The 25866-nt window shown below is 44.3% G+C and carries 26 protein-coding genes, 1 tRNA gene and 1 riboswitch; of the genes, 21 read left to right on the forward strand and 6 right to left on the reverse strand.

All coding sequences use genetic code 11. The features are described 5' to 3' along the window. The first annotated feature begins 481 nt into the window (after positions 1-481). Together MHI30_RS04705 and MHI30_RS04710 are read left to right on the forward strand one after the other, a co-directional pair. Positions 482-1084 (forward strand): hypothetical protein, encoded by a 603-nt coding sequence (locus tag MHI30_RS04705; protein ID WP_145699640.1) that lies wholly within the window; start codon positions 482-484, stop codon positions 1082-1084. Positions 1085-1103: 19 nt separating this feature from the next. Next, on the forward strand, positions 1104-1274 hold the full coding sequence (locus MHI30_RS04710) for a hypothetical protein (RefSeq protein ID WP_167564595.1): 171 nt from the start codon (positions 1104-1106) through the stop codon (positions 1272-1274). A gap of 31 nt (positions 1275-1305) precedes the next feature. Here MHI30_RS04710 and MHI30_RS04715 read toward each other — a convergent pair whose 3' ends face one another. Next, complete coding sequence (locus MHI30_RS04715; RefSeq protein WP_186447865.1) at positions 1306-1674, reverse strand: YolD-like family protein; 369 nt, start codon at positions 1672-1674, stop codon at positions 1306-1308. Between the two features lie 94 nt (positions 1675-1768). Next, positions 1769-2380, reverse strand: a complete 612-nt coding sequence (locus tag MHI30_RS04720) for a hypothetical protein (RefSeq protein ID WP_145699641.1) — start codon at positions 2378-2380, stop codon at positions 1769-1771. A 1166-nt stretch (positions 2381-3546) separates the two neighbouring features. Between MHI30_RS04720 and MHI30_RS04725 the strand changes: the two genes are divergently transcribed. The 4 genes from MHI30_RS04725 (at position 3547) to MHI30_RS04740 (ending at position 9735) form a co-directional block, all read left to right on the forward strand. After that, complete coding sequence (locus MHI30_RS04725; protein WP_075755376.1) at positions 3547-4641, forward strand: RapH N-terminal domain-containing protein; 1095 nt, start codon at positions 3547-3549, stop codon at positions 4639-4641. Further along, positions 4642-4779: a hypothetical protein gene (locus MHI30_RS04730; RefSeq protein WP_167564596.1), complete on the forward strand. Its 138-nt coding sequence runs from the start codon at positions 4642-4644 to the stop codon at positions 4777-4779. Positions 4780-5371: 592 nt separating this feature from the next. Beyond that, the gene (locus MHI30_RS04735) at positions 5372-6697 is read left to right on the forward strand and encodes a TGS domain-containing protein (RefSeq protein WP_075755378.1); all 1326 of its coding nucleotides are present in this window, start codon (positions 5372-5374) and stop codon (positions 6695-6697) included. Between the two features lie 242 nt (positions 6698-6939). Beyond that, positions 6940-9735, forward strand: coding sequence for a M14 family zinc carboxypeptidase (locus tag MHI30_RS04740; protein WP_075755380.1), 2796 nt, complete (start codon positions 6940-6942; stop codon positions 9733-9735). Positions 9736-9960: 225 nt separating this feature from the next. Here MHI30_RS04740 and MHI30_RS04745 read toward each other — a convergent pair whose 3' ends face one another. Next, positions 9961-10476, reverse strand: a complete 516-nt coding sequence (locus MHI30_RS04745; protein WP_075755384.1) for an HXXEE domain-containing protein — start codon at positions 10474-10476, stop codon at positions 9961-9963. A 109-nt stretch (positions 10477-10585) separates the two neighbouring features. Between MHI30_RS04745 and MHI30_RS04750 the strand changes: the two genes are divergently transcribed. The 7 genes from MHI30_RS04750 (at position 10586) to ssuD (ending at position 18343) form a co-directional block, all read left to right on the forward strand. Then, positions 10586-11155: a TetR/AcrR family transcriptional regulator gene (locus MHI30_RS04750; RefSeq protein WP_075755386.1), complete on the forward strand. Its 570-nt coding sequence runs from the start codon at positions 10586-10588 to the stop codon at positions 11153-11155. A gap of 127 nt (positions 11156-11282) precedes the next feature. After that, a complete protein-coding gene (aroD, locus tag MHI30_RS04755) occupies positions 11283-12047 on the forward strand; it encodes a type I 3-dehydroquinate dehydratase (protein WP_075755388.1) in 765 nt (254 codons plus the stop codon). 106 nt (positions 12048-12153) lie between these two features. Next, positions 12154-12262: riboswitch (TPP riboswitch) on the forward strand. A 148-nt stretch (positions 12263-12410) separates the two neighbouring features. Continuing rightward, on the forward strand, positions 12411-14186 hold the full coding sequence (gene thiC / locus MHI30_RS04760) for a phosphomethylpyrimidine synthase ThiC (RefSeq protein ID WP_075755482.1): 1776 nt from the start codon (positions 12411-12413) through the stop codon (positions 14184-14186). A gap of 402 nt (positions 14187-14588) precedes the next feature. Continuing rightward, positions 14589-15356 carry an ABC transporter ATP-binding protein gene (locus tag MHI30_RS04765; RefSeq protein ID WP_075755390.1) on the forward strand — a complete coding sequence of 256 codons (768 nt, stop codon included), beginning with the start codon at positions 14589-14591 and terminating at the stop codon, positions 15354-15356. A 20-nt stretch (positions 15357-15376) separates the two neighbouring features. Beyond that, on the forward strand, positions 15377-16366 hold the full coding sequence (locus MHI30_RS04770; RefSeq protein WP_075755484.1) for an aliphatic sulfonate ABC transporter substrate-binding protein: 990 nt from the start codon (positions 15377-15379) through the stop codon (positions 16364-16366). A gap of 104 nt (positions 16367-16470) precedes the next feature. After that, the gene (locus tag MHI30_RS04775) at positions 16471-17199 is read left to right on the forward strand and encodes an ABC transporter permease (protein ID WP_237562735.1); all 729 of its coding nucleotides are present in this window, start codon (positions 16471-16473) and stop codon (positions 17197-17199) included. 13 nt (positions 17200-17212) lie between these two features. Then, on the forward strand, positions 17213-18343 hold the full coding sequence (gene ssuD / locus MHI30_RS04780; RefSeq protein WP_075755486.1) for an FMNH2-dependent alkanesulfonate monooxygenase: 1131 nt from the start codon (positions 17213-17215) through the stop codon (positions 18341-18343). Positions 18344-18372: 29 nt separating this feature from the next. On the opposite strand, the gene MHI30_RS04785 is transcribed toward ssuD, so the two are convergent. Continuing rightward, positions 18373-18831, reverse strand: a complete 459-nt coding sequence (locus MHI30_RS04785; RefSeq protein ID WP_065643538.1) for a hypothetical protein — start codon at positions 18829-18831, stop codon at positions 18373-18375. Then, positions 18828-19034 (reverse strand): helix-turn-helix transcriptional regulator, encoded by a 207-nt coding sequence (locus MHI30_RS04790; protein ID WP_020450660.1) that lies wholly within the window; start codon positions 19032-19034, stop codon positions 18828-18830. Before MHI30_RS04790 ends, MHI30_RS04785 begins: the two co-directional genes overlap by 4 nt. A 549-nt stretch (positions 19035-19583) precedes the next feature. On the opposite strand from MHI30_RS04790, the gene MHI30_RS04795 reads away from it, so the two are divergent. The 7 genes from MHI30_RS04795 to MHI30_RS04825 all read left to right on the forward strand — a co-directional run bounded on the left by MHI30_RS04795 (position 19584) and on the right by MHI30_RS04825 (position 23854). Further along, positions 19584-19796, forward strand: a complete 213-nt coding sequence (locus tag MHI30_RS04795) for a hypothetical protein (RefSeq protein WP_020450662.1) — start codon at positions 19584-19586, stop codon at positions 19794-19796. Between the two features lie 106 nt (positions 19797-19902). Then, positions 19903-20649: an ABC transporter ATP-binding protein gene (locus tag MHI30_RS04800; protein WP_075755396.1), complete on the forward strand. Its 747-nt coding sequence runs from the start codon at positions 19903-19905 to the stop codon at positions 20647-20649. After that, a complete protein-coding gene (locus MHI30_RS04805) occupies positions 20615-22084 on the forward strand; it encodes a hypothetical protein (protein WP_081379959.1) in 1470 nt (489 codons plus the stop codon). The genes MHI30_RS04800 and MHI30_RS04805 overlap by 35 nt, the downstream gene beginning before the upstream one ends. Continuing rightward, positions 22074-22982, forward strand: coding sequence for a PqqD family protein (locus MHI30_RS04810; protein ID WP_075755398.1), 909 nt, complete (start codon positions 22074-22076; stop codon positions 22980-22982). Before MHI30_RS04805 ends, MHI30_RS04810 begins: the two co-directional genes overlap by 11 nt. After that, positions 22979-23263, forward strand: coding sequence for a hypothetical protein (locus tag MHI30_RS04815; RefSeq protein ID WP_065643533.1), 285 nt, complete (start codon positions 22979-22981; stop codon positions 23261-23263). The genes MHI30_RS04810 and MHI30_RS04815 overlap by 4 nt, the downstream gene beginning before the upstream one ends. Before the next feature lie 105 nt (positions 23264-23368). After that, the gene (gene rpsN / locus MHI30_RS04820) at positions 23369-23638 is read left to right on the forward strand and encodes a 30S ribosomal protein S14 (protein ID WP_075755400.1); all 270 of its coding nucleotides are present in this window, start codon (positions 23369-23371) and stop codon (positions 23636-23638) included. A gap of 142 nt (positions 23639-23780) precedes the next feature. Continuing rightward, positions 23781-23854 (forward strand) — tRNA-Gly (locus MHI30_RS04825). 108 nt (positions 23855-23962) lie between these two features. On the opposite strand, the gene MHI30_RS04830 is transcribed toward MHI30_RS04825, so the two are convergent. Further along, a complete protein-coding gene (locus tag MHI30_RS04830; RefSeq protein WP_075755402.1) occupies positions 23963-24592 on the reverse strand; it encodes a hypothetical protein in 630 nt (209 codons plus the stop codon). Between the two features lie 80 nt (positions 24593-24672). Between MHI30_RS04830 and queG the strand changes: the two genes are divergently transcribed. Further along, positions 24673-25821, forward strand: coding sequence for a tRNA epoxyqueuosine(34) reductase QueG (queG, locus tag MHI30_RS04835; protein ID WP_075755404.1), 1149 nt, complete (start codon positions 24673-24675; stop codon positions 25819-25821). The last annotated feature ends 45 nt before the right edge of the window (positions 25822-25866 follow it).

A 25866-nucleotide genomic window follows, 5' to 3' on the forward strand; every position in this document is an offset into this window, starting at 1 on the left:
TCCTATTTGGTGATATAAGATTGATGTTTATTTCGGATCAAAAATAGGGGATGCGAACGGCGGTTCAACTGATGCACGGGCTGTCTGCTGATGGCATTTATGGGGCGAAAACGAAAGCGAAACTTGAACCTATATTGAAGTGACAAAAACCCTCTCTTTTTTTCAAAGAGAGGGAATTTTTTTATATAACCTCTATACAATTGTATAGAGATAATGAGAAGCCTTCTCGAAAAAAGAAGGGATCTTTTATTTTAATGCCTTCAATACATATAAATTTTTACTCTTGAATATAATGTTACAAATACACTATTTCTTTTATCTCATTCAATAATTTTCAAATCATGATATAGTGTGAGTGGAAAGTTCGAAGAAAATACAAGAAAACTTAAAATAACCTTAAACATCAATTTTTGTATTGAAAATACAATATTGGTAATTTAAACTAGAATTCGAATTAGATACAAATTCTAGGAGGTATAAAATGAAAAGGTTTTTGAGTTTTTTCCTTGTATTCTCTATGGCTGTAGGATTTACATTACCGGGTTTTGCAAGTGCGAAGTCGCAAAGCGATTCACAAAAGTCACCAATTGAGGTCCTTAAACAAACGGAAAACAGTTCTACTTTTATTCTAAAAGACAATGACGGTAAAGAGTATTTATTTGAACAGACAACGAAGAATCCCGGAAAGTCAACAGAAAAGATTGTTGTTAAACAATTTCTTTTGGAAAACTCTAAAAAGACACTTGTAAAAACAAGTTCTGCAGATGTCCAAAAAGCAAAAGCTAATATTATGAAAAAGTGTCACGGAATATCAGGGAGAAAAGGAAACATTCTCTTTTTAAATTCTTGTGTAGTAAAAAAAGTATTGGACATTGTTGATGATGCTAGTTCCGCGAGCGGCGCCATTGCAGGGATCACAGCTCTTCTTAGAACTATTCCGCAAGTTAGTGTGATTGCTGGTGCTGTGGCTGGTGTATTATGGGTCGAAAAATTTTTAATAGATAAAGTGTCTGCTGGGGGAAAATATGGTATTTATTTTGTGATTGTGTTTAATAAACCTAGCCCGATACCAATTCGTCAGTAATAAAAGATAGGGTGATTTAATGACTGAAAGGCTATTAGTTTCATTTGCTATCCTTATTTTTATCGCAGAATTCGTTGTTGCTAAATGGATGAATTATAATACAAATGAAACTGGATTATTTGTTGGTTTGATTTTGCTAAGTATTGCTGTTATTCGTTTGGCAGACAAAAATAATAACGAGAAAAAGTAAGATTAAAAGCCCTTCTTTCTTCGAGAAGGGTTTATTTCATTTCCACGTCAACAATATCTTCTAATTTAATAAGGTTAGTGTCTCCTTTTGAATCCACAACATGGAACAGCTTGTGCAGCTGATTTATGTAATGGATATAGCCCTCTATTTGAACGATCTCCCCGGTTTCCGGTCCGTTAAGCATTGGTAGCGGCTTAAATACAGAAAACTGAACTGGATTATTAAACTCCATTGCTTCGTTTATGATCATTTCCATATCCTCGATCTGAGACATGTCAAGAACCGGCCTTTTTACTTTGTTTTGGTTGCTTTCTAACTCGCGAAGCAGGCTGACATGCTCCGGCAGCATCATAGCTGTCCATTTGATTGATCCCCGATCTTTTAAGTTGTCATCTTTCATGGTGTTCATCTCCTTGAGGTGATTATGAGGGAACGTTTGTTCAGTTTTCAACAAGAAAAATAATCCTTTAAAAACCCTTCTTTAAGAGAAGGGTTTATCTCGGTTCGATTTTTATTATTACTGCTGTATCTGGAAGTTTGGCCAGATGGACAGAGTAATCCCCATCTTCTATATCCAACATATCTTGATCGCTTTTTAAAAGGTCATTTAGATGTCCAATATCAATTCCTAAAATTTGAAAAACTACGAGTGTATTAAAGAGACCCATATCGGATGCCATATTATCTGAGCCAAAAGTGGATAAATTTAAACCGTTGAAATTTTGATCGTTATCATACCATGCATTCAAAGTAAAACTGCCACCGGAGTCATCACTTTCACTTATTAGCTCTCTTGTATAGATATTTTTATTTTCGTCATATTCAAAATCCCCAATATCATCAAAAATAATTCGATTGAGAATAGGAGAGTTCATTTCTTCATCGTTTTCAATTTCCTCAGCTTTTTCATTGTATGCCTGTGCAAACTCTTCAAGGCTGAAATTAAATGCTATTTGGCTACTCTCAACGTTATTTGTTTGGATGTTATTGTCTTCACTCTCAGCGTTCTTTGTCTCTTTTTCTTCAGAAGACGTATTTTCACTGCTGCACGCGGATAAAGTGAAGGATAAAAGAAAAATGGATAATAAAAAAATAAAGTTCTTCATAAAAAAATCCCCCTCTTGTTTTAAAACGAACATTTACATTTTAAAACAAATGAGGGGGGGTTTCTACATAGACTCGTTTGAACAGCTTGTTAAATAGTTGGTTTTCAGCAGCTCTTCTCACTACGCTTTTTCCTAATTATACGAAAGTAAGTTCTTATTATCTGATTTTGTTGATACTCATTTTCTTCTTCCCTTTTGTGTTGGTGATTTTATTATAAAAAAATTCGATATACGGCTGTCTGTAATACAGAAAAACCTCCGAAAAATTTTTTACACAAATTTTGCACAAAGGTAAACAAAAACCTTGATAAATCAATGGTTTAAAGGGTATGTTCGACCCCGACCACCGGTATCACTAAACATCGTATTGCCAAACGAAGAAAGAGCGTTCCTTACAAAAGGAGCGCTCTTTTTATTTATTCCTTATCTTGGAACGAGTCCGTAAGAATTTTTTCTTAAGGACTGCAAGCTCCGGAAGCTGTGGGAACATACCGTGAGATATTATCGAAATGGCTTAATAAGGTGCAGCTTACAGGAGCAAAATATATCTGGCGACCCCTCGTCAGGAGCATATACAGTGGTATATCATTGGATATATACGCAGAGGAGGACTAAAACTCCTTAAAGACCGGAAGCAGATCGTCACTACATTCAGTCGACAATAAGAGAAGCAACTTTTAAGCCAGCCGAATCTTAGAACATTTACAGGTAACCGAGACTATTCAATGATGCTGCTTTTATTGAAGACAGGTATTCGGGAGAATGAGTTCGCAAGCCTAAAATTTAACATATGTAAAATCGAAGAGAAGAATCAGTCATATAAGAAATGCAAAAGGGAATCAAGAAAGAATGGTATCGATTACATCTACAATGAAGAAGCAGCTTAAAAAGTATATTTCTATCCGAGGGTATGTCGAGACAGACGCACTGTTTATTACTCTCGATAGAGAGTCTGTCATTAAAATAAGAAACATTTGAGAAAAGGACAGATAAGTTTGCCGTAACTTCCATCGGGCGGCAATCGCACAGTTAATTATATAGGCAAGCCTTTTATTATCCATTTATAGGATGAAAAGTAAATTATACAAATTCCTTTGCAAAGATTGGTAACTTTCTGTAAAATGTTCTCATAGCGATAGAGGCAGTAAAGTGTGGGAGGTTTGACAATGAAAACAGTAGCCTCTGTGAACGTAGCCAATCTCATCAATCAGTGGTATGTTCACATAAAAAAGAGAGATGTCTCAAATGCCGTAGAACTTAGGGACAGAATAAAAGGCCTTTTAAACGTAATGGAAGAAGATCAGGATGTATTGCTTTACTTTAATCTACTTGATTACAGGTTCAGAGTATTAATGGAAGACGTCGCGGGGGAGCCGCAGCTTCCGCCTATTGCTGAGGATAAGGCGAAGACAGACGGTTTGTTAAGATACTATTACTTTCTCTTTAAAGGAATGTATGAAAGTGCGAGGAGCAACTACTCTAAAGCGCTTAATTGTTTTAGAGTTGCCGAGCGGCAGCTCGATAATGTCGAAGATGAAATCGAAAAGGCCGAATTTCATTATAAGCTTGGAAATCTCTATTATTTTACGAAAACAACTCTACTTTCTTTTCATCATCTTTCAATCGCGAAGAGCATTTATAGGGCTTATGAAGAATATAAGACACAGTCGATAAACTGTACGGTGCTGCTCGCACTCAATTATATAGACGACGGACGTTTAACAAGAGCTGAAAATATGCTTAAGAGTTGCGCAGAAAGACTGATCAAGATGGGCGATAATCATCTGCTGGCGGCTGTCTACTATGATCTCGGCTTTTTAAAAATTCAAGAGGATAAACACGAAGAAGCACTCAAGTATTTCGACCTCTCATTTAATACGGATGACATCGAAAAAAATGCGCCTATTATGTACATGCAATGCATATACGAGTCAGCTAGGTCAACTTATAAGATAGGTGAGGTTGATAAGGCGCTTAAGTGGGTTCATCTTGGTTTTGAGTTTGCTCAAAAAACGAATAATATCAACTTTTCGCTCAAATTCTCGATTCTAAATATATGCTATAGTGCTCCCCTCGAGGGTGTACCGCAAGTAAAAGAGTTTATCGAAATGCTCGAGGAGAGGGAGGCTTACGTAGACATTGAGGCGCTTGCTGAGGATGTGGCCAACGTCTACAGCTCATTAAATAATTACAAATATTCCACATACTTCTTGGAAAAAGCAATAAAATCAAGTAAACTAACAGGAAAGGAGGTTCTTTAAATGAAAAAACTTATTGTAACTGCTTTCCTTACTACATCGCTTGGACTCGTTTTAACCAGCGCAGCAGACTTCCTCGCAGAAAGTATCCAAACAGCAGACTCAGTAACATTACTTGCCTCAAGAGGAGCGGGCTCATAAAACAAAAATACAACAGTAAGAGGGCGGCTATTACAGCCGTCTTTTTTATGATTTCAGTCGTCTTGGTAACTTGAATGCTGTACTATAGTTATATCTAAAATGCGAATTTAACGCTATGCTAGACCGTAATGGCTTATTATATCGAATATACCGCGGGCTAGGGCTTTCCGATAGAATCGGCACGACTCAAAATCGTGTTCCTTCGGGAGTGTCGGTTGACCCCGCCCACCGATATCGCTAAACACTGTATTGCCAAACGATGAAAGAGCGTTCCTTTTGAAGCAACGCTCTTTTTTGTTTATTCCTCAACAAAGCGGAAAGCCGCGATAAACACAATGATCAATTGTTGTTGTCCGCACTCTCACTCTTCATTCATCGCACGTGAAATGAAGCGCCTTGTCATCAGCAAGGTGCTTTTCTTTATGCAATGATATGTTCCAATCCTCCGATCCACCTTTTTACGTTTTGTTTACAAGTTGATCAAACTTTAGCGACATCCGCCCGCTATATTGAATACAGCAAGATCTTATCCAAATATAGACAAAGGAACAATGGAACACGTAAAGGATTAATTTTTTGAGGAGGAATACAGTTGTCAATTAGCATTAAATTGCTTGACGGGTCTGTCAGAGAATTTGAGGAGGAAGCAAGCATTGAGGATGTTGCTGCTTCTATTAGCTGCGGTCTGGAAAATGCGGTTGCCGGCAAATTAAACGGAAAGCTTGTAGATTTATCAACTCCGCTTCAGGACGGTGCGCTCGTTGAAATTGTCACCCGGGACTCAGCAGAAGGGCAGAAGATCGTGCGTGAAAAAGCGCGGGGGACAGGGCGTATTGTGGCTCTCGATGCAGCTCGGGGGCTGGCGGTCATCGGGATGTATTTGCAGCACTTCGCCTTGAACGAAACGAACGGTTCAATCGTTTCCGGGAATACGACGCTTCTATTTGTGCTTTGCGGCGGCATCTCCTATTCGATCATGGCCGGACGCATGTTGGGTCGAGGAATGGAGCCGGCAGCATTTCGGACGCGGATGCTTGCCCGCGCGGTATTTATCGATATTATAGGATATCTACTCATTATGCTGAATACTCCGTTCGGGGTGATTTTGCCCGCTTATGCGGCACTGTTTGTGCTGGCGTTGGTGCTGATTCGTCGTTCGACACGTGTGCTTGTTACAACAGCAGCTGTTTTGCTTGCGGTGAGCCCGCCGCTGATGATTCTCGGAGGCAGCGTCCTGTCGGGAGCATACTTACTCGGTGATATGGCAGGCGGCCCGATGTCCGCGCTCGCACTTGCACCCGCTTTCGTCGCCGGTATGGCGATCGGGCGCTTCGATTTGACCAAGTTGCGTACCGCACTTTCGCTAGTAAGCAGCGGCGCAATCATGCTTATCGTCTCTAAATTATTGGGCACTTTCGTTCTTCCAGGGCTGAGTCGTTCCTTTGAAGAGTGGCTCGTAAGTGTTCAAGGCACCGCCGGCGCCGAGCCGGATCAGTATGCAATCTGGCCGCACAACGTGGCACCGCCGTTGTGGCACAATCTTCTTTCGATAGCTCCGCATAGTGCGTCAACTTTCCAGACGATGCTGGGGCTTGGGGTTGCCTTTCTGGTGCTTGGATTGGTATGTCTCGTGCCGCGGAAGACTGCTGCCGTGTTAAAGCCGTTTGCGGGAGTCGGACGTGTAGCGTTGACGATGTATGCAGCTCAGTTTGTTGTCATATGGGCTCTTGAAATCTCAGGGGCCAAGTATGATATCGGGGCAATTCCATTCGGTGATCTGTTTGTCGCGGCCGCAGCGACGGTGACAGGGTGGCTGATTGCACGGCTTCCTGCCGGTCCGCTCGAGACAGCGATGCGACGCTTTGACCGGGCATTCAGCAACTTGGGACCCGTCACGGGACCGACGAGACTGAGATAGGCGGTCTTCAACATTGTTGCCTGAAGGAACCGTCTGAGAGGCAGCTCCTTCAGGCTTTTAGCCTATCGGGAATTCCGGAAGATATCGGAGAACAATGGATGAGTGCATGCTGAATCAGAGTGCGAGGCAGGCTCTTGTTATCCATCAATGAAATGCAGCCAGAACCCCTCATCCTTGTATTGGCTTTTCTCTGATCAGATTTGCAATTTGAAAAAATCACGAAATGGGGATGGCATTTTTCTATGTTTAAAAAATCGTTCACAATATTGGTTTTATCGCTTATGATGCTGCTTGGAGCGATAACCCCCGGCGTTGCTATGGCGCAGACTGCCAAGGGGGCGGCGTCCGGTCAGCAGACAAAAACAAAGACTAAAAAATCTCAGAAGTTAAAACTGGACAACAATGTTGCTTCGATGACAGAAAAACGAACGCTTCATGCTGCGTTTAAGCTTCCGCAAGGTGTTGACGTGAAAAGCATAAACTGGACGTATGACGGCAAACCGCTGTCTCAATGGAAAAAATATAAGGTCCGTGATTACACCGGTGCACCTTTCATTACTGTTAGCCATGTTAAATTAACCAACGGCAAAGTTCATGCTAACATCAACTTCGATCTTCCATACGATACAGACAACCTGTCAGAGCCGCGATTGCAGCGGCCGCTATACGCGTCTCTGATGGGCACATATGATTTGGCGGCAACAGTGAACGGACGAGTGGTTGCCCATGCTCCCGTAAAATTGACGCCATATGACAGCTTCCGCACTTACGACGAGCTGAAGCCGGAGATCGATGCCGTTACAGCAAAAGCTGCGCAAAAAAACAACAGATATATCAAAACGACTTCCATCGGTAAATCGGTCGAAGGCCGTGATATCTATTTGACAGTGCTTGCCAAAGATAAAGCCGCTGTCGATAAGTATCAGAAGGTGACTCACCCTGCCATGCTGAATGACCCGAAGAAATTGCAGGCCGACATTAAATCCGGCGCATTTGGCGACTATCAGGTGCCGATCTGGCTGAACAATATTCATCCGAATGAAGCGCCTGGAGTCGACGCGATCATGAATTACTTTAAGTCAATGGCATTGGATAAGAGCATAACGTATGATACAGTCCTGCCGAATGGCAAGAAAAGCAAGACAACGTTGAATATAGACGATGCATTGAAACATGTTTTCTTCCTGTTCGTTTATACGGACAATCCGGATGGCCGGGTTCATACGACACGTTCCAATGCTGAGGATTTCGATTTGAACCGGGATAATTCATATCAAACCCAACCTGAGACGCGCAGCGTAACAGAACAAATCGCGAAGTGGTCGCCGCTGTCTTTTCTGGATATGCACGGGTTCGATTCCAATTTCCTGATTGAGCCCTCTACTCCGCCTCATAACCCGAACGTTGAGTATGATCTTTTAATTGATCACATGGTGGAACAGGCAAAGGCTATGGGGGAGGCCGGGATTGCAAATACGAAGTACGACTACTATCACATCCCTTATGAAGAACATCGGAAAACTGCGGAAGATCCGAATTATGTGTCAAAAGGCACGGCTTCGGGATGGGATGATGCATCTGCAGCATATACCGCTGCATTCGCCATGTATCACGGTGCGATGGGGCACACGCTGGAAACGCCCGAGTCGAATGAAGAGTCTACCAAAGCTCTGTATTACAGTTCTGCGGCAGCTGCAAAATATGTAGCCGGAAAGAAAGAAGAACTGTTCCTGAACCAATTAAAAATATTCGAGCGCGGGGTAGACAATATCGATGATCGCGCTGTCGATCATTACTTGGTCAACGCCAAAAACGAAGAGATCGGCCGTCCGCGGCAGGGCAACCAAAACTTCTTCCCGGAATATTACGTACTCCCGGTCGATAAAAACATTCAAAAGAATGTGTTGGAAACCTATAAGATGGTTGAGTACTTTCTTCGCAACGGCGTAAAGGTTGAACGATCAACAAAAGCGGTAACCGTTAACGGAAAAACATATCCGGCAGGATCATTTATTGTAAACATGCACCAGGCAAACCACGGCCTCGCGAACTTGGTCTTGTATGATGGAATAGATGTATCTGATTATGAAATGATAGCCGGTGAGATGATTCAAAATTTCCATGATATGCGAGGTTTTGACCGTTATGTAATTCGCGATGCCGGGGTGTTCAAAGGCAAGACTTCTCCCATCACATCCGTATCGTTTCCGGGGACTAAAATGCCAAAACGCTCAGCTTATGTGCTGATCCAAAACACAAACAATGATGCGATAAAGGCGGTCAACGAGTTACTGGCAGCCGGCAAGACCGTTACAATGCTCACCAAGAGCGGATCAGGCTATCAAGCGGGCGACTTCGCGGTTGCCTATAAGGACCTGTCCACATTGGCTTCCAAGTACTATCTTGATGTGAGCGCATTCGGCCATAAGAAACCAAGCGGCAAAGTTCTCAAGGCTTCTACTGTAGGAGCATTGGGTGAAGCGGCATATGTACTGAAAAATCTGGGCTTTAACGTCACATCAGAACAGGCGGGCGCAGATGTGCTTGTCAATACGTTCGACTCTTCTAAATATGTTAATAAAGGAAAGCCTTACATTGCATTTGGAAACATGGGGATGACGAATGTTCAGAAGTGGGTACCCGGATTTTCTTTTAAAGGTCCTGAATGGGAGAGATACGAAGGCGTCTTTTTGGCAAATGTCATGCAAGATCATGCTATTACAGCCCCTTACAATAAACAGGAATACTTCTACACAGTCACTGGTTCTTATATTACCGCTGTTCCTAAAACGGCAAAAGTGCTTGCGGTGATTGCTGATGAAGATCACTTCTTTAAGGCAGGCTGGTGGCCGGGACATGATGCTGCCAAAGGAAAGATAATGGCCTTTACGTATAAAGATCACAACAAGAACTTAACTGTTTTCGCTAACGATTTAACCAATGACGATCATCCGCAGCATCAATATCGGCTGCTGGCGAATTCGATTTTCAATGCCGCTCCTGGAAAAACTGAAAATGCTCCATCATCAAAACGATGAGAGGCTGGAAAGCTGAAGTGCAAGCGGCTGCTGCAGTTGAGGCGTCTCGTCTAAACAGCCGGATAGACAAGCTTTGAAACGAACATTGAATCATCGTTAGCAGTGCCATGATTTATAGAACATACTGCCTTTCTTTTGAAGGGCAGTTTTTTCGTGGCTGACGGGTCTTCGTCGTTTGCTTTGCTTCTAGTCAAAGAGCCGGAGGTTTCCGTAAGTGCCTGCTTTTCATGGGCGGCCATATGCTTCCAGCCTTTCTTGAATCCTTCCTATTTTATTATGCAGAAACTTAAGGTTAAAAAAGACGATAAGTGTTCCGGATATGGCTGATAAGATCATTGCAGGAAAACTGAATTTTTCTATCTCTGCGGCAACGGTCAGCAGATAGCAACAAAGTGGCAGCATAAAGATCGATGTTAATATGCCGGGTACATAATGTTTAAATGTGAACCATAGGACGATGTGAACAAGGAAATGAACAGTAAAAGCAAAAAAGAAACCAAACCATAAGATATATTGATTAAAATAAATACTGATGACAGTTACACCAACAGCTAGAATAAATTCTTCGAGCACAGCGCAAACAAAAGAAGCGGTTTTGGCATGTCCGAATGAAGCTTTTTTCAGTTGTTTCAGTTTGCTTCGATATCTTTTGCCCCATGCCTCGACCATCACCATCTCTTCAAAATCATGCAGTATAAATAAGATCGGCAGCATCCAAGCGATAAATTGCATGTTTTCCATTTACTTTCCCCCTCTTATGTGCCACAATTGTGACATTTCATAGAGAACAAAGTCAATAAGCCAACGAAAAGTGCTACATTGCCATAAAAAGTGCGACAGGAGCGAGAATATGAAGCAAATGCCCTCAAAAACAGCTCAGCAATCTAAAAGCTGGCTGACGCTATCATTGTTGGAGCTTATGAAGGAAAAAAGCTTTTCAGACATTACCATTACAGAGATAGCGGAAAAAGCGCAGCTTGACAGAAGAACATTTTATCGGCATTTCCATTCAAAAAAAGATATATTAGACCGCTATTTTGAGCAGCTTTGCAGTGAGTATTCCAATTACATTGTTCAGGAAAAACATATTGACTTATCCAGTCTTGGACATGCATACTTCAACTTTTGGAGCCGACATGCTGATTTTTTACAAGCCCTTCATCAGAATCAATTGTTTTATTTGGTTGTTGAGAAATATAATGAACTACTTCCGGATCTTCATAAAAAGTTTAAAGAAGAAACCTTTCATTTTAAAAGCAAAATCGATTTGGAGTACGGGCTTTCGTTCAGCGCAGGGGGCTTTTGGAACATCCTTTCAAAATGGTTTGAGAGAGGCCGGAAGGAAACTCCTGAAGAAATGAGTCGTATTCTGCAAGGAATAGTAGATTCATTTTTAAATAAGCAAGCTTTCGAAAGGTGATCTCATGTTGGTATATGAGTGGTTTAAGCGTTTAGCCTTCTTTCTTAATTTCTGCTTGTGCTTACGGCCAATCTTCGGTACCGTTAATGCAAAGACCCTTGTAATATAGAGAACAGGAGTGAGGCCGTTGTTGAATACGGTGAAGATACGAGGGGTGGCCATCGGAGAAGGAGCCCCGAAAATTTGCGTGCCGCTCATCGGAAAAACGCATGAACAATTGAAAGAAGAAGCTGCTTTTCTTCTATCCATTAATCCGGATCTTGCCGAATGGCGGGCGGATTTTTTTGAGGATGTCGAAGACGTTGACAAAGTGAAAGAGGTATTGGCTGACATCCGGGAGATCTTAAAGGATATCCCGTTGATATTTACATTTCGCAGCGCGGAGGAAGGCGGCGAAAAAGAAGTCGGTAAGGAATTTTACTTTGCCTTGAATCATGCCGTAGTCAAAACAGGGCTGGCAGATGTGATTGATGTCGAGCTGTTCAATGAAGAGCATAAAGTGGAAAAGCTGGTTCAAGCGGCTCATATGCAGCATGTCTTTGTCATTATATCCAACCACGATTTCGGGAAGACGCCGAGAGCGGAAGAGATCGTTTCCCGTCTCCGAAAAGCCCAGGATCTTGGCGCCGATTTCCCTAAGATCGCGGTGATGCCTGAAACACCGGCAGATGTGCTGGTGTTGCTTGAGGCGACTCATATGATGCATGAGCGGTATGCGAAGCGGCCGATTATCACGATGTCGATGGCCGGAAAAGGCTTGATCAGCCGGCTCGCCGGAGAGGTATTTGGCTCGGCCGTGACGTTCGGCGCAGCTAAAAAAGCATCCGCACCTGGCCAAATTGAGGCGGCGGATTTGAAACATATACTCGATGTGCTTCATCGCAATTTATAATCATTGGGTGCGCCGCTCTGATCCCTTTTATAGTGAAAAAGATTCATATATTTTTCCATCCTTTTCACTTGCCAAATCGGTGTGTTACGATAAAAAATGAATTGAATAGCTTTACTAGGGGTGCCCGAATGCGGGCTGAGAGAGAAACATGTGTTTCTTAACCCTTTGGACCTGATCTGGTTCGTACCAGCGTGGGGAAGTAAAAAGGATTCGGGAGAAGATGGGGAATTGGTATGGTCCGTCTGTCTTCCAGTGATTTTACTGACTGTAAAACCAGGTTCATCATATGAGCCTGGTTTTTTTGTGCTGGTGCTGTTCCGGAGTTTCGTCCTGATCAATTTTTTAGAGGGGAAGGATTTTTACATGAAACAGGAGTCAGTACAGCAAAAAAACATCTCGATTATGTCAAGTTTTTCAGGGAGCCGCAAAGTGTATGTCGAAGGGGCGCGGCCTGACATTCAAGTGCCGATGAGAGAAATTTCGCTAAGTCCGACGACAGGTTCGTTTGGCGCCGAAGAAAATCAGCCTGTCCGCGTCTACGACACGAGCGGTCCTTATACGGACGTCAATGCGGAGGTTGATATACTCAAGGGGCTGAAACCTTTGCGGGCGACCTGGATCAGGGAGCGCGGCGATACCGAAGAATATGAAGGCAGAGAAATCAGACCGGAGGATAACGGCTATAAAAGCAAAGAGAAAGCGAGCCACAGCTATCCAGGGTTGAAACGAAAACCGCTGCGCGCGAAAAAAGGACAAAATGTCACCCAGCTGCATTATGCAAGAAAGGGGATCATTACGCCCGAGATGGAATTTATCGCGATCCGAGAGCACGTATCCCCCGAATTTGTTCGTGATGAAGTGGCAAGCGGACGGGCGATTATTCCTTCAAACATCAACCATCCGGAAAGCGAACCGATGATTATCGGCCGCAACTTCCATGTCAAAATTAATGCCAACATCGGCAATTCCGCTGTCACCTCTTCGATTGAAGAAGAAGTGGAAAAAATGACATGGGCGATCCGCTGGGGCGCTGATACGATGATGGACTTGTCTACAGGTAAAGATATTCATACAACGAGGGAGTGGATCATCCGCAATTGTCCAGTTCCTGTAGGGACTGTGCCGATTTATCAGGCGCTTGAAAAAGTAAACGGCGTCGCGGAAGATCTCACTTGGGAGATTTACCGCGATACATTAATCGAGCAGGCTGAGCAAGGCGTTGATTATTTTACGATTCATGCCGGCGTCCTTCTTCGGTATGTGCCGCTGACGGCAAAGCGCGTCACCGGAATCGTATCCCGCGGCGGGGCAATTATGGCGCAATGGTGTTTGGCTCATCATGAGGAAAGCTTTCTGTACACCCATTTTGAAGAGATTTGCGAGATTATGAAAACATACGATATCGCATTTTCACTCGGGGACGGCCTCCGGCCCGGCTCGATTGCCGATGCGAATGATGAAGCCCAATTTGCCGAATTGGAGACGCTCGGTGAGCTGACGGAAATCGCCTGGAAGCATGATGTTCAAGTGATGATCGAAGGCCCGGGACACGTGCCGATGCATAAAATTAAAGAGAATGTCGACAAGCAGATGGAAATTTGCAAAGAGGCGCCGTTTTACACGCTCGGCCCGCTGACGACCGATATTGCACCGGGCTATGATCATATTACATCGGCGATCGGAGCGGCGATGATCGGTTGGTACGGTACGGCCATGCTTTGCTATGTGACGCCGAAGGAGCATTTGGGACTGCCGAACAAAGACGATGTCCGCGAAGGCGTCATAACATACAAAATCGCGGCCCATGCGGCTGACCTTGCAAAAGGGCACCCCGGCGCGCAAATCCGCGATGACGCGCTTTCCAAGGCGCGCTTTGAATTCCGCTGGCGGGACCAGTTCAATTTGTCGCTCGATCCGGAAAGAGCGCTTGAATACCATGATGAAACCCTTCCTGCGGAAGGCGCCAAAACAGCACACTTTTGTTCAATGTGCGGGCCTAAATTTTGCAGTATGAGGATTTCCCAGGATATTCGCGACTACGCCAAGGAAAACGACCTTGATGAAGAAAAGGCTATTCAAAAAGGATTGGAAGAGAAGGCGAAGGAATTTAAAAAAGCAGGCGGCAGCATTTACAGTTAAAGACGGGCAATACAGCAGATGAAAGGGGAACCTTTCATCTCAGCGTGTCGGCAAACCCTCGCATTCGTTGTCAGGCCTGCGCGTCGGTGCTCACGAATTCCAACATTCGCTCCGCTCCGATGCTCGGCCTTCCTAGACTGCAAGGGTTTTCAATCACGCTGAAAGGATGACAAAATCCCAAAACTAAAAGTCGTTTTGGGATTTTGTCAACAATCTGAGATGAAAGGGGAACCTTTCATCTGTTTTTTTATAATATGGGGTTGACAGGTCGGAATAATATGAATTAGTATGTTGTTTAATATTTCGGAAAATTCCATTAGCGCTGATCGGTCAACCGAAGGCTCTTATCTCAATTGGGATAAGAGTTTTTTATTTTCAGTTTAGAAAAGAAAGGGGAACAAAATGTCTTTATCAATTCGTGTGAATGAAAAAGCATTTGGAAACGGCAGCCTTAAAACAAGCGTGCTTCAAGACGTGAAACTGACGGTCGAAAACGGCGAATTTCTGACTGTCATCGGTCCAAGCGGGTGCGGGAAAAGCACGCTCTTAAAAATCGCTGCCGGTCTTGACGGGGATTATGAAGGGCGAATCAGCATGAACGGAAGAGAAATCAAAGGCCCGGGGATTCAGCAAGGTTTCATCTTTCAGGAGCATCGGCTTTTTCCATGGATGACGGTCGAGCAAAATATCGCCGCAGATTTAAGCCTGAAAGAACCGGCGGTGCGAAAAAAAGTCGATGAGTTGATAGAAACGGTGCGGCTGAAAGGCGCGGAGAAACAGTATCCGCGCGAGCTGTCCGGCGGTATGTCGCAGCGGGTCGCGATTGCCAGAGCTTTGCTCAGGGAGCCTGAGATTTTGCTGCTTGATGAACCCTTCGGCGCCTTGGACGCCTTTACGAGAAAGCATCTGCAGGATGTACTGACAGACATTTGGCGAGAAAAGAAGATGACGATGATCCTCGTGACGCACGATATTGACGAGTCGGTCTATTTAGCTGAGCGGGTCGCGATTCTTACCGCAAAGCCGGGGAGAATCCACAAGCTGATTCCGGTCGATCTGCCATTTCCGCGCAGCAGAACATCGCCCGTTTTTCAATCAATCAGACAAAAAGTGCTGAAAGAATTCGAGACAACGGAAACATTCAGCTTTCAGGAAGGTTCAGGGATTTGAGCAGAAAGGAGCGGAAAAACGTGAAAAAATGGCCGTTGTATATGCTGGGCTGCCTGATGCTTCTTGCGGGCTGTTCAGCAGCCCAATCAAGCGGAGGGGGCGGAGATTTAAAAGAGATCAACATCGGAGTGCAGCAAAGCTTAAGCCCGTTGCTCCTTGCGAAAGAAAAAGGCTGGTTTGAAAAAGAGTTCGCAAAAGAAGGGATTCAAGTGAAATGGACAGAGTTTCAAAGCGGTCCGCCGCAGTTTGAAGGTCTTGCCGCAGGTAAACTTGATTTTTCCCAAGTCGGAAATTCACCGGTGATCGCAGGGCAGGCGGCCGGCATTGATTTTAAAGAAATCGGTCTTTCGCAAGACGGATTAAAGGCGAACGGCATTCTTGTGAAAAAAGGGAGCGGCATCAATGACATAAAAGATTTGAAAGGAAAGAAGGTGGCGGTGGCAAAAGGCAGCAGCGGGTTCGATTTTCTGTATAAAGTGATTGATAAAGCAGGTTTAGAACCAACAGACGTCAACATCATTCAGCTTCAGCCTGACGAAGCCATGCCGGCATTTGACAGCGGCGCGATTGATGCATGGTCGATTTGGGAGCCGTTTTTGTCTCTTAAAACGATCAAAAGTGACGCGGAAATATTGGTTGACGGGGAACAAATCGACAAGTATTCCCCGGGTTTTACGCTTGTACGAAGCGAATTTGCTGAGAAGTATCCGGATGAGGTGATCCGTTTTCTGAAGGTGTATGACAAGGCTGTGAAATGGCATAAAAACCATAAGAAAGAAGCGGTTGAAGCGTACGCGAAAATTAAAAATCTTGACAAAAAGGTCGTTGAAAACGTGCTGAATAACACCGAACCGTTAAATGAACCGATCACAGACCGCATTATTGAAACGCAGCAGCAGTCTGCCGATTTTCAATACAAATTAAAAGCGATTAATAAAGAGATTGATGTAAAAGAAGTGGTTGACAATTCATTTATTAAAAAAGCGCTGAAAGGGGGAGATGACAAATGAGGGCTGTTTCATCAAGCACCCCCTCGATCCAGCCGAAAGCAGGCGCAAAACTGAGACCGGCCGCTTTTCGGCTGGCATGGGGGAAGGGAATTGTATTACCCGTGATGTTGGTTTTATTATGGCAGCTTGTCGGGTCATTTGAGCTCATATCAAAAACCGTGCTTCCGGCCCCTTTAGATATATTGCTTACATGTCGGGATCTCATCGTATCAGGAGAGCTTTTCACTCATTTAGGCATCAGCATTCAGCGCGCCGCGCTCGGCTTTTGCCTGGGAGCCGGACTCGGGCTCCTGCTGGGGCTTGTGATCGGGTTTTCAAAAATCGCCGAGGATTATCTCGATCCATCTCTGCAAATGCTGAGAACCGTTCCGCATCTCGCCGTCACGCCGCTGTTTATTTTATGGTTCGGTTTCGATGAGCTGTCAAAGGTGCTCTTGATCGCGCTCGGCGCCTTCTTCCCGGTATATATCAACACATTTTCAGGGATCAGGGGCGTCGATTCGAAGCTGTTCGATGTGGCGAGAGTATTGGAGTTCCATTGGCTGAAGCAGGTGACTAAGCTGATTCTTCCCGCATCGCTCCCGAACATCCTCTTAGGCATCCGCCTGTCGCTCGGTGTTTCGTGGCTGGGCCTTGTTGTTGCCGAGCTGATGGGATCAAGCGCGGGAGTCGGCTATATGATTATGGATGCCAGACAGTTTTCGCAAACCGATAAGGTGTTTGTCGGAATTTTGATTTTTGCCGCCGTCGGCAAGCTGACGGATTCATTCGTCAGAATTCTGGAGAAAAAGTGCCTTGGCTGGAGAAACAGCTATCAAGGTAATCAAAAGTAAAGGGGAGATCTTTTTGGACATTTTATGGTTTATTCCTACTCATGGCGACGGACGTTATCTTGGCACAGACACGGGAGGAAGAGCCGCAGATCACACCTATTTTCAGCAGGTAGCGCAAGCGGCTGACCGGCTTGGGTATACAGGGGTTCTTCTGCCGACGGGAAGATCGTGCGAAGATCCGTGGATTACCGCCGCCGCTCTGGCGCCAGTCACGAAAAATTTGAAGTTTTTAGTCGCTGTAAGACCCGGTTTGATGCAGCCGTCGGTTGCGGCGCGGATGGCTTCCACATTCGACCGGCTTACAGAGGGCAGACTCCTCATCAATGTGGTCGCCGGCGGGGATCCGTATGAATTAGCCGGCGACGGCCTGTTTATCAGCCATGATGAACGGTATGAAGCGACAAATGAGTTTCTCGACATATGGCGGCCGCTTTTAAAAGGCGAGACTGTCAGCTATTCGGGGAAACACTTGAAGACCGAAAACGGCCGCTTGCTCTTCCCGCCTGCCCAACACCCTCATCCGCCGATCTATTTTGGCGGCTCGTCAAAGGCCGGGCAGGAGACTGCCGCCAAACACGCGGATGTTTATTTAACATGGGGAGAGCCGCCCCATCTCGTTAAAGAAAAAATCCAATCTGTCAAAAGACAGGCTGAAAAAGAAGGGAGGAACGTCCGTTTTGGAATCAGACTGCACGTGATCGTCAGAGAAACGGAACAAGAGGCGTGGCAGGCGGCAAATAGACTGATCAGCCACTTGGATGATGAAACGATTGCCGCAGCCCAAAACGCGATGAAACGGACGGATTCATCAGGGCAAAAGAGGATGGTTCAGCTTCATCAGGGAAACAGAACCGATCTTGAGATCAGCCCGAATCTTTGGGCGGGCATCGGACTGGTCAGAGGCGGAGCGGGGACAGCGCTCGTCGGTGATCCGGAAACGGTGGCCAGCCGGATAAAAGAATATGCTGACCTCGGCATCGAATCCTTTATCTTCTCAGGTTATCCTCATCTTGAAGAAGCGTACCATTTTGCCGAAAAGGTTTTTCCGCTCCTTCCGTTTCGCCCGAAACTTCAAAGAGAAGCGTCAGGTGAAGTCATCGGAAATGACCATTTTCCGACGAGGCAAAAGGAAAGAACGATTTAAATAAAAAACTCCAGAATGTCTGGAGTTTTTTATCTGTTTTTATAAAATGAAAACATATACGAAAGATGCTGAATAATGATCAGCACAAAGATGACGATGATCGGGAAATACGGGATCCTGACTTGGAAAAACGGATAAAAGATCAATAGAAGCGCTGCGACTGGCATCGCCACATACAGCACGATATAAGATGTTCTGCATGCTTTTGCGGTAATCATCTGTTCTCTTTCATCCTGTTCTTTAAATTCGTCAGGGACGAGCATAAAGCGCTGCTTGCGTGAACCGCTTTTTTTCTCCAAGTATGTGTAAATCGAAAGCACGAGCCCAAAGAGAAGGATGGGAATCAGATTAAAAACAAAATGGAGCTCTGAAGCGTTTGTTTTCAGGCTTTTGGCGATTTGTTCCGATGTGTGAAAAAAGGTTATAAACGTCCAGCATGCGAGTCCGAACAGAAGGATGTGAAAGAAAGTTCGTGTTATCATATTCATTCGTGTTTGCCTCCCTCTAACCAAAATACGTCTTCCATTTTTAATTGAAATTCCTCGCAAATTTTCAAAGCCAAAAGAAGCGACGGGATGTAATTGCCTTTTTCAATGGCTGCAACTGTCTGCCTTGTAACCCCGATCGCATTTGCAAGGGCTTCCTGTGAATACCCGTACCTTGCTCTCAATTCTCTAACCCTGTTGTTCATCCTACCACCTGCAATTCTTCGTTTATATAGTATATTTGACATATTGTTAAATAGGTTTGACATAATGTTAACTTGATTTTACAATGCAATCAACATCTTTTGATCTAGGATCGGCAGGTTATTAACTGCAACATTTAAATTTATACATAAAATTAACAGAAATGAAATAGGTAAAATAGAATCATCTCGACTTTTAAAAAAGGGGACTTTAATGGTATTTTGGGATTTGGATTTCAGGATAAGAAGGGTCTTATTAACCGGTTCTTTTTTCTTAATACCCTTGAAAGACATGAGATTTATAAAAAGAAAAAATGAGAGAGAAAGAAGGAGGAGAAATAAGACAAAAAGATTATAAAGACATCGTAACATGGAAACGGGGCTTTAATCTTCTCTTCCAAGCCGAAAAGCGTGGGCCATTAGGTTGAAAAACCGAGAGATCCTTAAATAAATAGTTGGAACGTAGTGTTTATGAAATAGGAAATTTCATAGATTTCAGTATGATTTTGGATATGTTACTCTTTGGTTACTTGATAGAAAGGAGGGGGAAAAATGACATACGCAGCACCTCAGGTTGACTATTCTGTCAATCCGTCGATCGAAGATCAGGCTTGGTTCTTGGTGTTTGTTGCAGTGCTTTTGGCACTTGGCGCAACTGTTGTTCTTGGCGCCGCTGTATGGTGTGTAGTTAACGGAAACGGCAGCTTCACAGGATCCGTCCAATGGGTCAGCGGTTTGAAAGTCAACATTGAATGCAGGAAATAGCCATACTTAAAGTATCTGTTAACAACAAGAGACATATTTAATGAGGCTTAACCGTCTGTGGGGGGCGGTTAAGTCTTCCTGACATTAATCATACCCTGGAGGCATTATGTTTATTATAGATAACCTATCTAAAACATATAAAAACAATGTGACTGCCGTTAGCGGGTTTCATATAAAGATTGAAAAAAACCAGATTGTCGCGATAGCGGGTCCGAACGGTTCAGGAAAGACGTCGATCATTAATTCCATTTTAGGAATCATTACGCCTGGCGAAGGAACCATTCTATTGGATGACCTGCCGAACACGACGGCGGAATTCAAGCAAAAGCTGGCGTATGTTCCCGATGAACTGCTTTTGCCGGATGCCCTTTCAGCTGCCGAATATTTGGATTTTGTTTCTTCTATGTATAATTGTACATCAAATGAAAAGCGGAGACAATTAATTGAGCTTTTCGATATGAAAGAGGCTTTGCAGGAGCCGATTGAAACATACTCACACGGAATGAAAAAAAAGACGCAGCTGATCGCTGCTTTTATGCTGGAGAGCGAATTTGTCATTATGGATGAGCCGTTTCGCGGGCTCGATATAGAAGCGGTCATCAATACGAAAAAGCTGATGAAGCGCTATGCGGGCACACAAGGGTCGATACTGCTCGCGACTCATGACATGCTTTCTGCGGAAGAATTGTGCGATAAGATTGCGATAATTTCCAAAGGCGTCAAGATGGATGAAGGAAAAGTCAAAGAATTAAAGGTTAAATACAGCTGTAATTCGCTTGAAGAAGTGTTCTTGAAAGCTTCGATGCTGAGTGATAGGGGTGCGCATTTTGATCAAATCATTCGAAATTTCTAAAATGATGCTGAAAATGTGGCAGAAGGAAATGGGCAAGCTCTTAAATACCGGCACCAAAAAAATGATCGCCGCCCTTTTTTTAATTTTGGCGGTTGCGATGGGGAGCATCATTGGCTACAGCTTTACGGGGATGTTTTTAAGCGCTTTTCTGAATGGAGAAATTCGCTCACTCGGGTTGTTCGTGATTTCAATGTTCATGAACGTCTCGATTTTTACGTTTGTTTTCTTCATTTTATTTAAAGTAAGGACGCCTGAACAGAACAGCTTCTCCATGCAGCTGAGCTGGTTCCCGCTGACGGTTTTCGAGAGGAGTCTCGGATATTTTATTCCGTTTGCCGGTGCGGTTTCATTCCTTGTCCTGTTTATCATGTCTATTCTGCTGATTCCGAATTTTATCGCCAGCGGTGTAGGCTTTTGGTTTGCTTTTACGTTTTTTGTCCTGCTTTTTGTGCAGATCATTTTTTTCTTTTCGCTTCTCAACCTTGTTTATAACCTGGTGTATATGGTGATCTTGAAGTTCGGTTTTCCGCTGCAAAAATTTTTTTCAATGTTTGTTCTTGTCGTATTAGCTGTTATTTACGGATTCACCTCTTTTGATATGGGGAAGATTCAGAACGCTTATTCAACCTTTGATTATAATCTGACGTATTTTGCAGCGCCGCTGTTTCTCGTGCTGAACGGTCAGTCGGCAGGCGCCGGAATCATACTGGTAGTGCTGATCTTGGCAGCTGCTGTAACTGCTTCGTTTATGTCGCTGAATGTTGTGCCGATCCTCACTGAAAAAAAATCATCCAAACTGTTTTCATTTATTAAAATCCCGTCGTCAAAACCGCTGTCTTTGGCGGTGAAAGAAATAAAATCACAGGCCAGAAATGAAGAAAATATTTTAAACTTCATTTTTTTACTTTTGGCTCTATGCTTTTTAAAATACAAATTTCAGTTCGGATTTACCGGGGAGAGCTATTTGGTGCTTGGAGGCGTGACAGGCATCATCGCCTTCAATTCATATGGGAATGATCTGCGGATGATGCAGGTGTACAAGGCGATGCACTTGAAAATAACAACGGTTTTGTGGTCAAAGTATCTCGGGCTGTGTGTGCTTGGTCTCATTCAACTCTGCTTGTTTTCCGTGTTGACGTGGACTTTTCCGGAGAGCTTTGCGGTCTTTGTAAAGACGATTGCCGTGCTGTTAAACGCGATTGCGATGTTCTATTTAGCGGGCATTATTTTTCCGCTTGACCGCAACAACCCTTATATGGGGATCTTCTCTTTCGGAATGCTCCTCATCTTTATGATCCCGCTGTTTTTCATCGTGAATTATGCGGTCGATAAAGTCACGGGCGAAGCGCTGCTGTTTTTCATACCGTGTCTCGAATTACTGCTGATCCTGCTGTTATACGGAGGGTTTAAATGGAGGTACCATTATGATCATTAGGATGTTGAAAGCACTGGTCGGAATCAAAAAAATTCCCTATTTTCCAGAGCATGTGAAGCTGGATCAGAGGCATATTTCAGATCGGGATCTCGATACGGATTTTCCCATCAATCCGACAGCCTATCAAATGCTGAAAGAAGTTGACGGAAAAAAAGACGAACTGGAGATAGCCGGGGATCTGGCCGGCGTCTTTCGCGTCAGTGAAGAGGTGTTGCTAAAGGATTTGCACCAATTGCTGACAGGGCTCAACCGCAATTATTTAATCAATTGGAAGTACGGCGAACGCCCGTCTTTCCTCGGTTTTCTCTATCAGTTTTTCGGCCAGTACCATATTCGCTACAAGGAAAGGTTTTCAAGCGATTCTGATTCATTTCTGTTTTTGTACATGAAATTTCTTCATGTGATTTCTAAGAAAATTATTGTTTTCTGGCTCGTCTTTTTGATGCTGTCGCTTTCGGCTTACATTTTCGTTCCGGACGGTTCAATCATCAGCATCGCCGCTTATTTTTCCGTCATCTATTTCGGGTTGATCACCGGCACAGCGCTTCATGAAGTGGTGCACGGCATCGCGCACCGGAAATTTGTCGGAAAAAACGGGCCTCAAGGGTTTTTAGCGGCTGATATGATGTCCGTCAAATTTATCAGGCCTGTCATATCGCCGTATGATAAAAAGTCGATTTGGATTACGGCGTTGGGGCCGCTTATACCAGGGGTGCTCGGAATAGCCGGCGTACTGTTTACGATCTTTTTTCTTCAGGAAAACGCGGTCTCGGTCGGCATGCTTCTGTTCTTTTCCACTTATGCTCTGCATATGATGTATCTGCTTCCGTTTATGGGTGACGGGAAGTCGATTATGAAACAGCTGATGATCAGAGGAATTGGAGGTAAATCATCATGAATACAAACTCTTTAAAGCAGGGGCTGATCTTTGCCAGTTTCTCAAGCTTTCTCGCATTTCCGATGCTTGCGGCTGCGCTATTGTTTTATCACCTTTTTTCAAATCAAACGAGCAACGATATCCTGTTTAACAGTTTGTCGTTTGTCATGGAGAGCGAATCGGCTTTTTCATTCCAGGTGAAGCCAAACTTTTTCTTCATTATGATCGGGCTGTTTATCGGCATTTTTATGATAACGGCCGCGATTTCATCAATTTATCAGAAAAAAAAGGGTGAATCTTAAAAGAGCTTGCTAATTGAGGCAGGCTTTTTTATTTGCATCGGCAGACGGGTTGTGATAAATTTAAATCGTAATCATTACGCTTTATTGAGAAGGAGGATACTCAGAGTGGCCAAGAAATCAAAAATTGCTAAAGAAAAAAAGCGCCAAAAGCTTGTTGAACAATATACAGAACTCAGAAAAGAACTAAAAGAAAAAGGCGATTACAGAGCTTTGAGCAAGCTTCCGCGCGACTCGGCGCCGTCAAGGCTGCATAACCGCTGCGAAGTGACCGGAAGGCCGAGAGGATATATGAGAAAGTTTAAAATGTCGCGGATCGCGTTCAGAGAGTTAGCATATAAAGGCCAGGTACCAGGTGTGAAGAAATCCAGCTGGTAATCTGTCAATGTCCGGAAAAAAGCTGCCGATGTTCATATCGGCGGCTTTTTTCGACAAATTTTTAATATACCCTTGACGAAATTTTAATAAACGTGTAACATAATAAAAGTCAAAACGATGATGTTGTTTTTAGAGATCATATGCGGGTGTAGTTTAGTGGTAAAACCTCAGCCTTCCAAGCTGATGTCGTGGGTTCGATTCCCATCACCCGCTCCATACATACTGTTTATAACGCAGTGTTTCGTTTCTCAGATTAAACGAAGCATTGCGTTTTTTCATGTATGAAATCATCGTAAAAAACCTGCTCTCTTTAAGAACAGATTTTTAAGGAAAGACGGCTGAGATATGTTTGCCGCCGTGAATTTGTTCGAACATTTTTGTCAAAGACTCGAGCAGGCGGCGGGATTCTTCTATAGATAATGAGGGCCTGAAAAAGACGAGCTGCAAGGCATCTTTTGTTTCCGTTTCTGCATGATGAAGGCTGATGTTTTCGGTGATCGTACCGAATGTTCCAGCATCATCGGAGAATGTGATGATCTCGCCCGGACTTCCGGGTTCGATTTTGATCGGACCGTTTAATTTCCGGGCATCATATATATGAACCGGTATCAAATATTTGAGAGAGAAAAAACGGCTCAGATCAACCGCTGAATTTTCCGGCTCGGCAAAGCGCTGTTCTTTGATGTCTTCCAGCATCCGTTCGAGTCCGCTTTCCCGGCCTGAAAAAGACGGGTTCAGCTCCCGGAAGGCATCATGCCATTCTTTTACGGCCGATTCATCTTCGGGACTTCGATCGGCATAGTCGAAAAACAGGGATTCCTGAAAAAGGCGGAGCCGGCCTTTGAGCATTTGCGGGGAGCCGGTGATCTCAATTCCTTGATATAACACAGCGCCAACCTTAAATGAAGGAATGCGGTTTAAAATAGCAGGCGCGATTTGCAAACGAAGTTCCAATTTAAATTCATCTCCCGTGTCATGGTACACTCTATTATACAGAGAGCGAAAACGAAAACAAAGAAAGGAGGCTCTGCACGATGGATGTGAAAAAACTGAAACAGGATGTCATCGAATTCGCACAGGAAATCGGCATCGATAAAATCCGGTTCGCCAGTGCAGATACATTTGAAACCTTAAAAGAACGATTGATTGAGAACCGGGCCCTTGGCTATGAATCAGGCTTTGAAGAACCCGATCTTGAAAAGCGAACGAACCCGGATCTGCTTTTGCCGAAGGCGAAATCGATCATCGCCATCGCCCTTGCTTACCCTTCAAAAATGAAAGATGCGCCGAGAAGCAAGAAAGGCGAACGGAGGGGCATCTTTTGCAGAGCTTCCTGGGGAAAGGATTATCATCATGTCCTGCGGGAAAAGCTTGATCAGCTGGAAGAATTTTTGAAAGCGCAGCGCAGCGATGTCAGAACGAAATCGATGGTTGACACCGGTGAGCTGTCGGACAGAGCTGTTGCAGAGCGCGCGGGCATCGGCTGGAGCGGAAAGAACTGCATGATCATTACGCCTGAATTCGGGTCTTACGTTTACTTGGCGGAAATGATTACGAATATTCCGTTCGAGCCTGATGAGAGAATCGAAGATCAATGCGGCTCATGCAACAAATGTATCGAGGCATGCCCGACCGGTGCGCTCGTCAACCCCGGGCAGCTCAACTCCCAGCGCTGCATCGCTTTTCAGACGCAGACAAAAGGTTTTCTGCCCGACGAGTTCCGTACGAAAATCGGAAACAGGATCTACGGCTGTGATACGTGCCAGATGGTATGCCCGAAAAATAAAGGGGTCGATTTTCATCTGCATCCTGAAATGGAGCCGGACCCTGAGATTGCCAAGCCGCTGTTAAAACCGCTTCTGACGATGTCGAATCGCGAATTTAAAGAAAAATTCGGCCACGTGGCCGGCTCATGGAGAGGCAAAAAGCCGATTCAGAGAAATGCGATTATCGCACTTGCCCATTTTAAAGAAACGGACGCTCTCCCTGAACTGATTGAGCTGATGCACAAAGATCCGCGGCCGGTCATCAGGGGAACCGCCGCATGGGCGGTCGGAAAGATCGGCGGAGCGGATGTGATGGGTGAATTGGAGCGCGCGCTCGCGCACGAGCAGGATGAAGAAGCAATAGCTGAAATCCAAAAAGGCATCGGTCTTTTAAAAGAAACGAGTGCGACTAATTGAGGGCTGTCCTGACATATGTTTAATGATGAGAAATGAATTAACAAA

The sequence above is a fragment of the Bacillus sp. FSL L8-0528 genome (genome assembly GCF_038593085.1).
GTDB lineage: Bacteria > Bacillota > Bacilli > Bacillales > Bacillaceae > Bacillus > Bacillus paralicheniformis.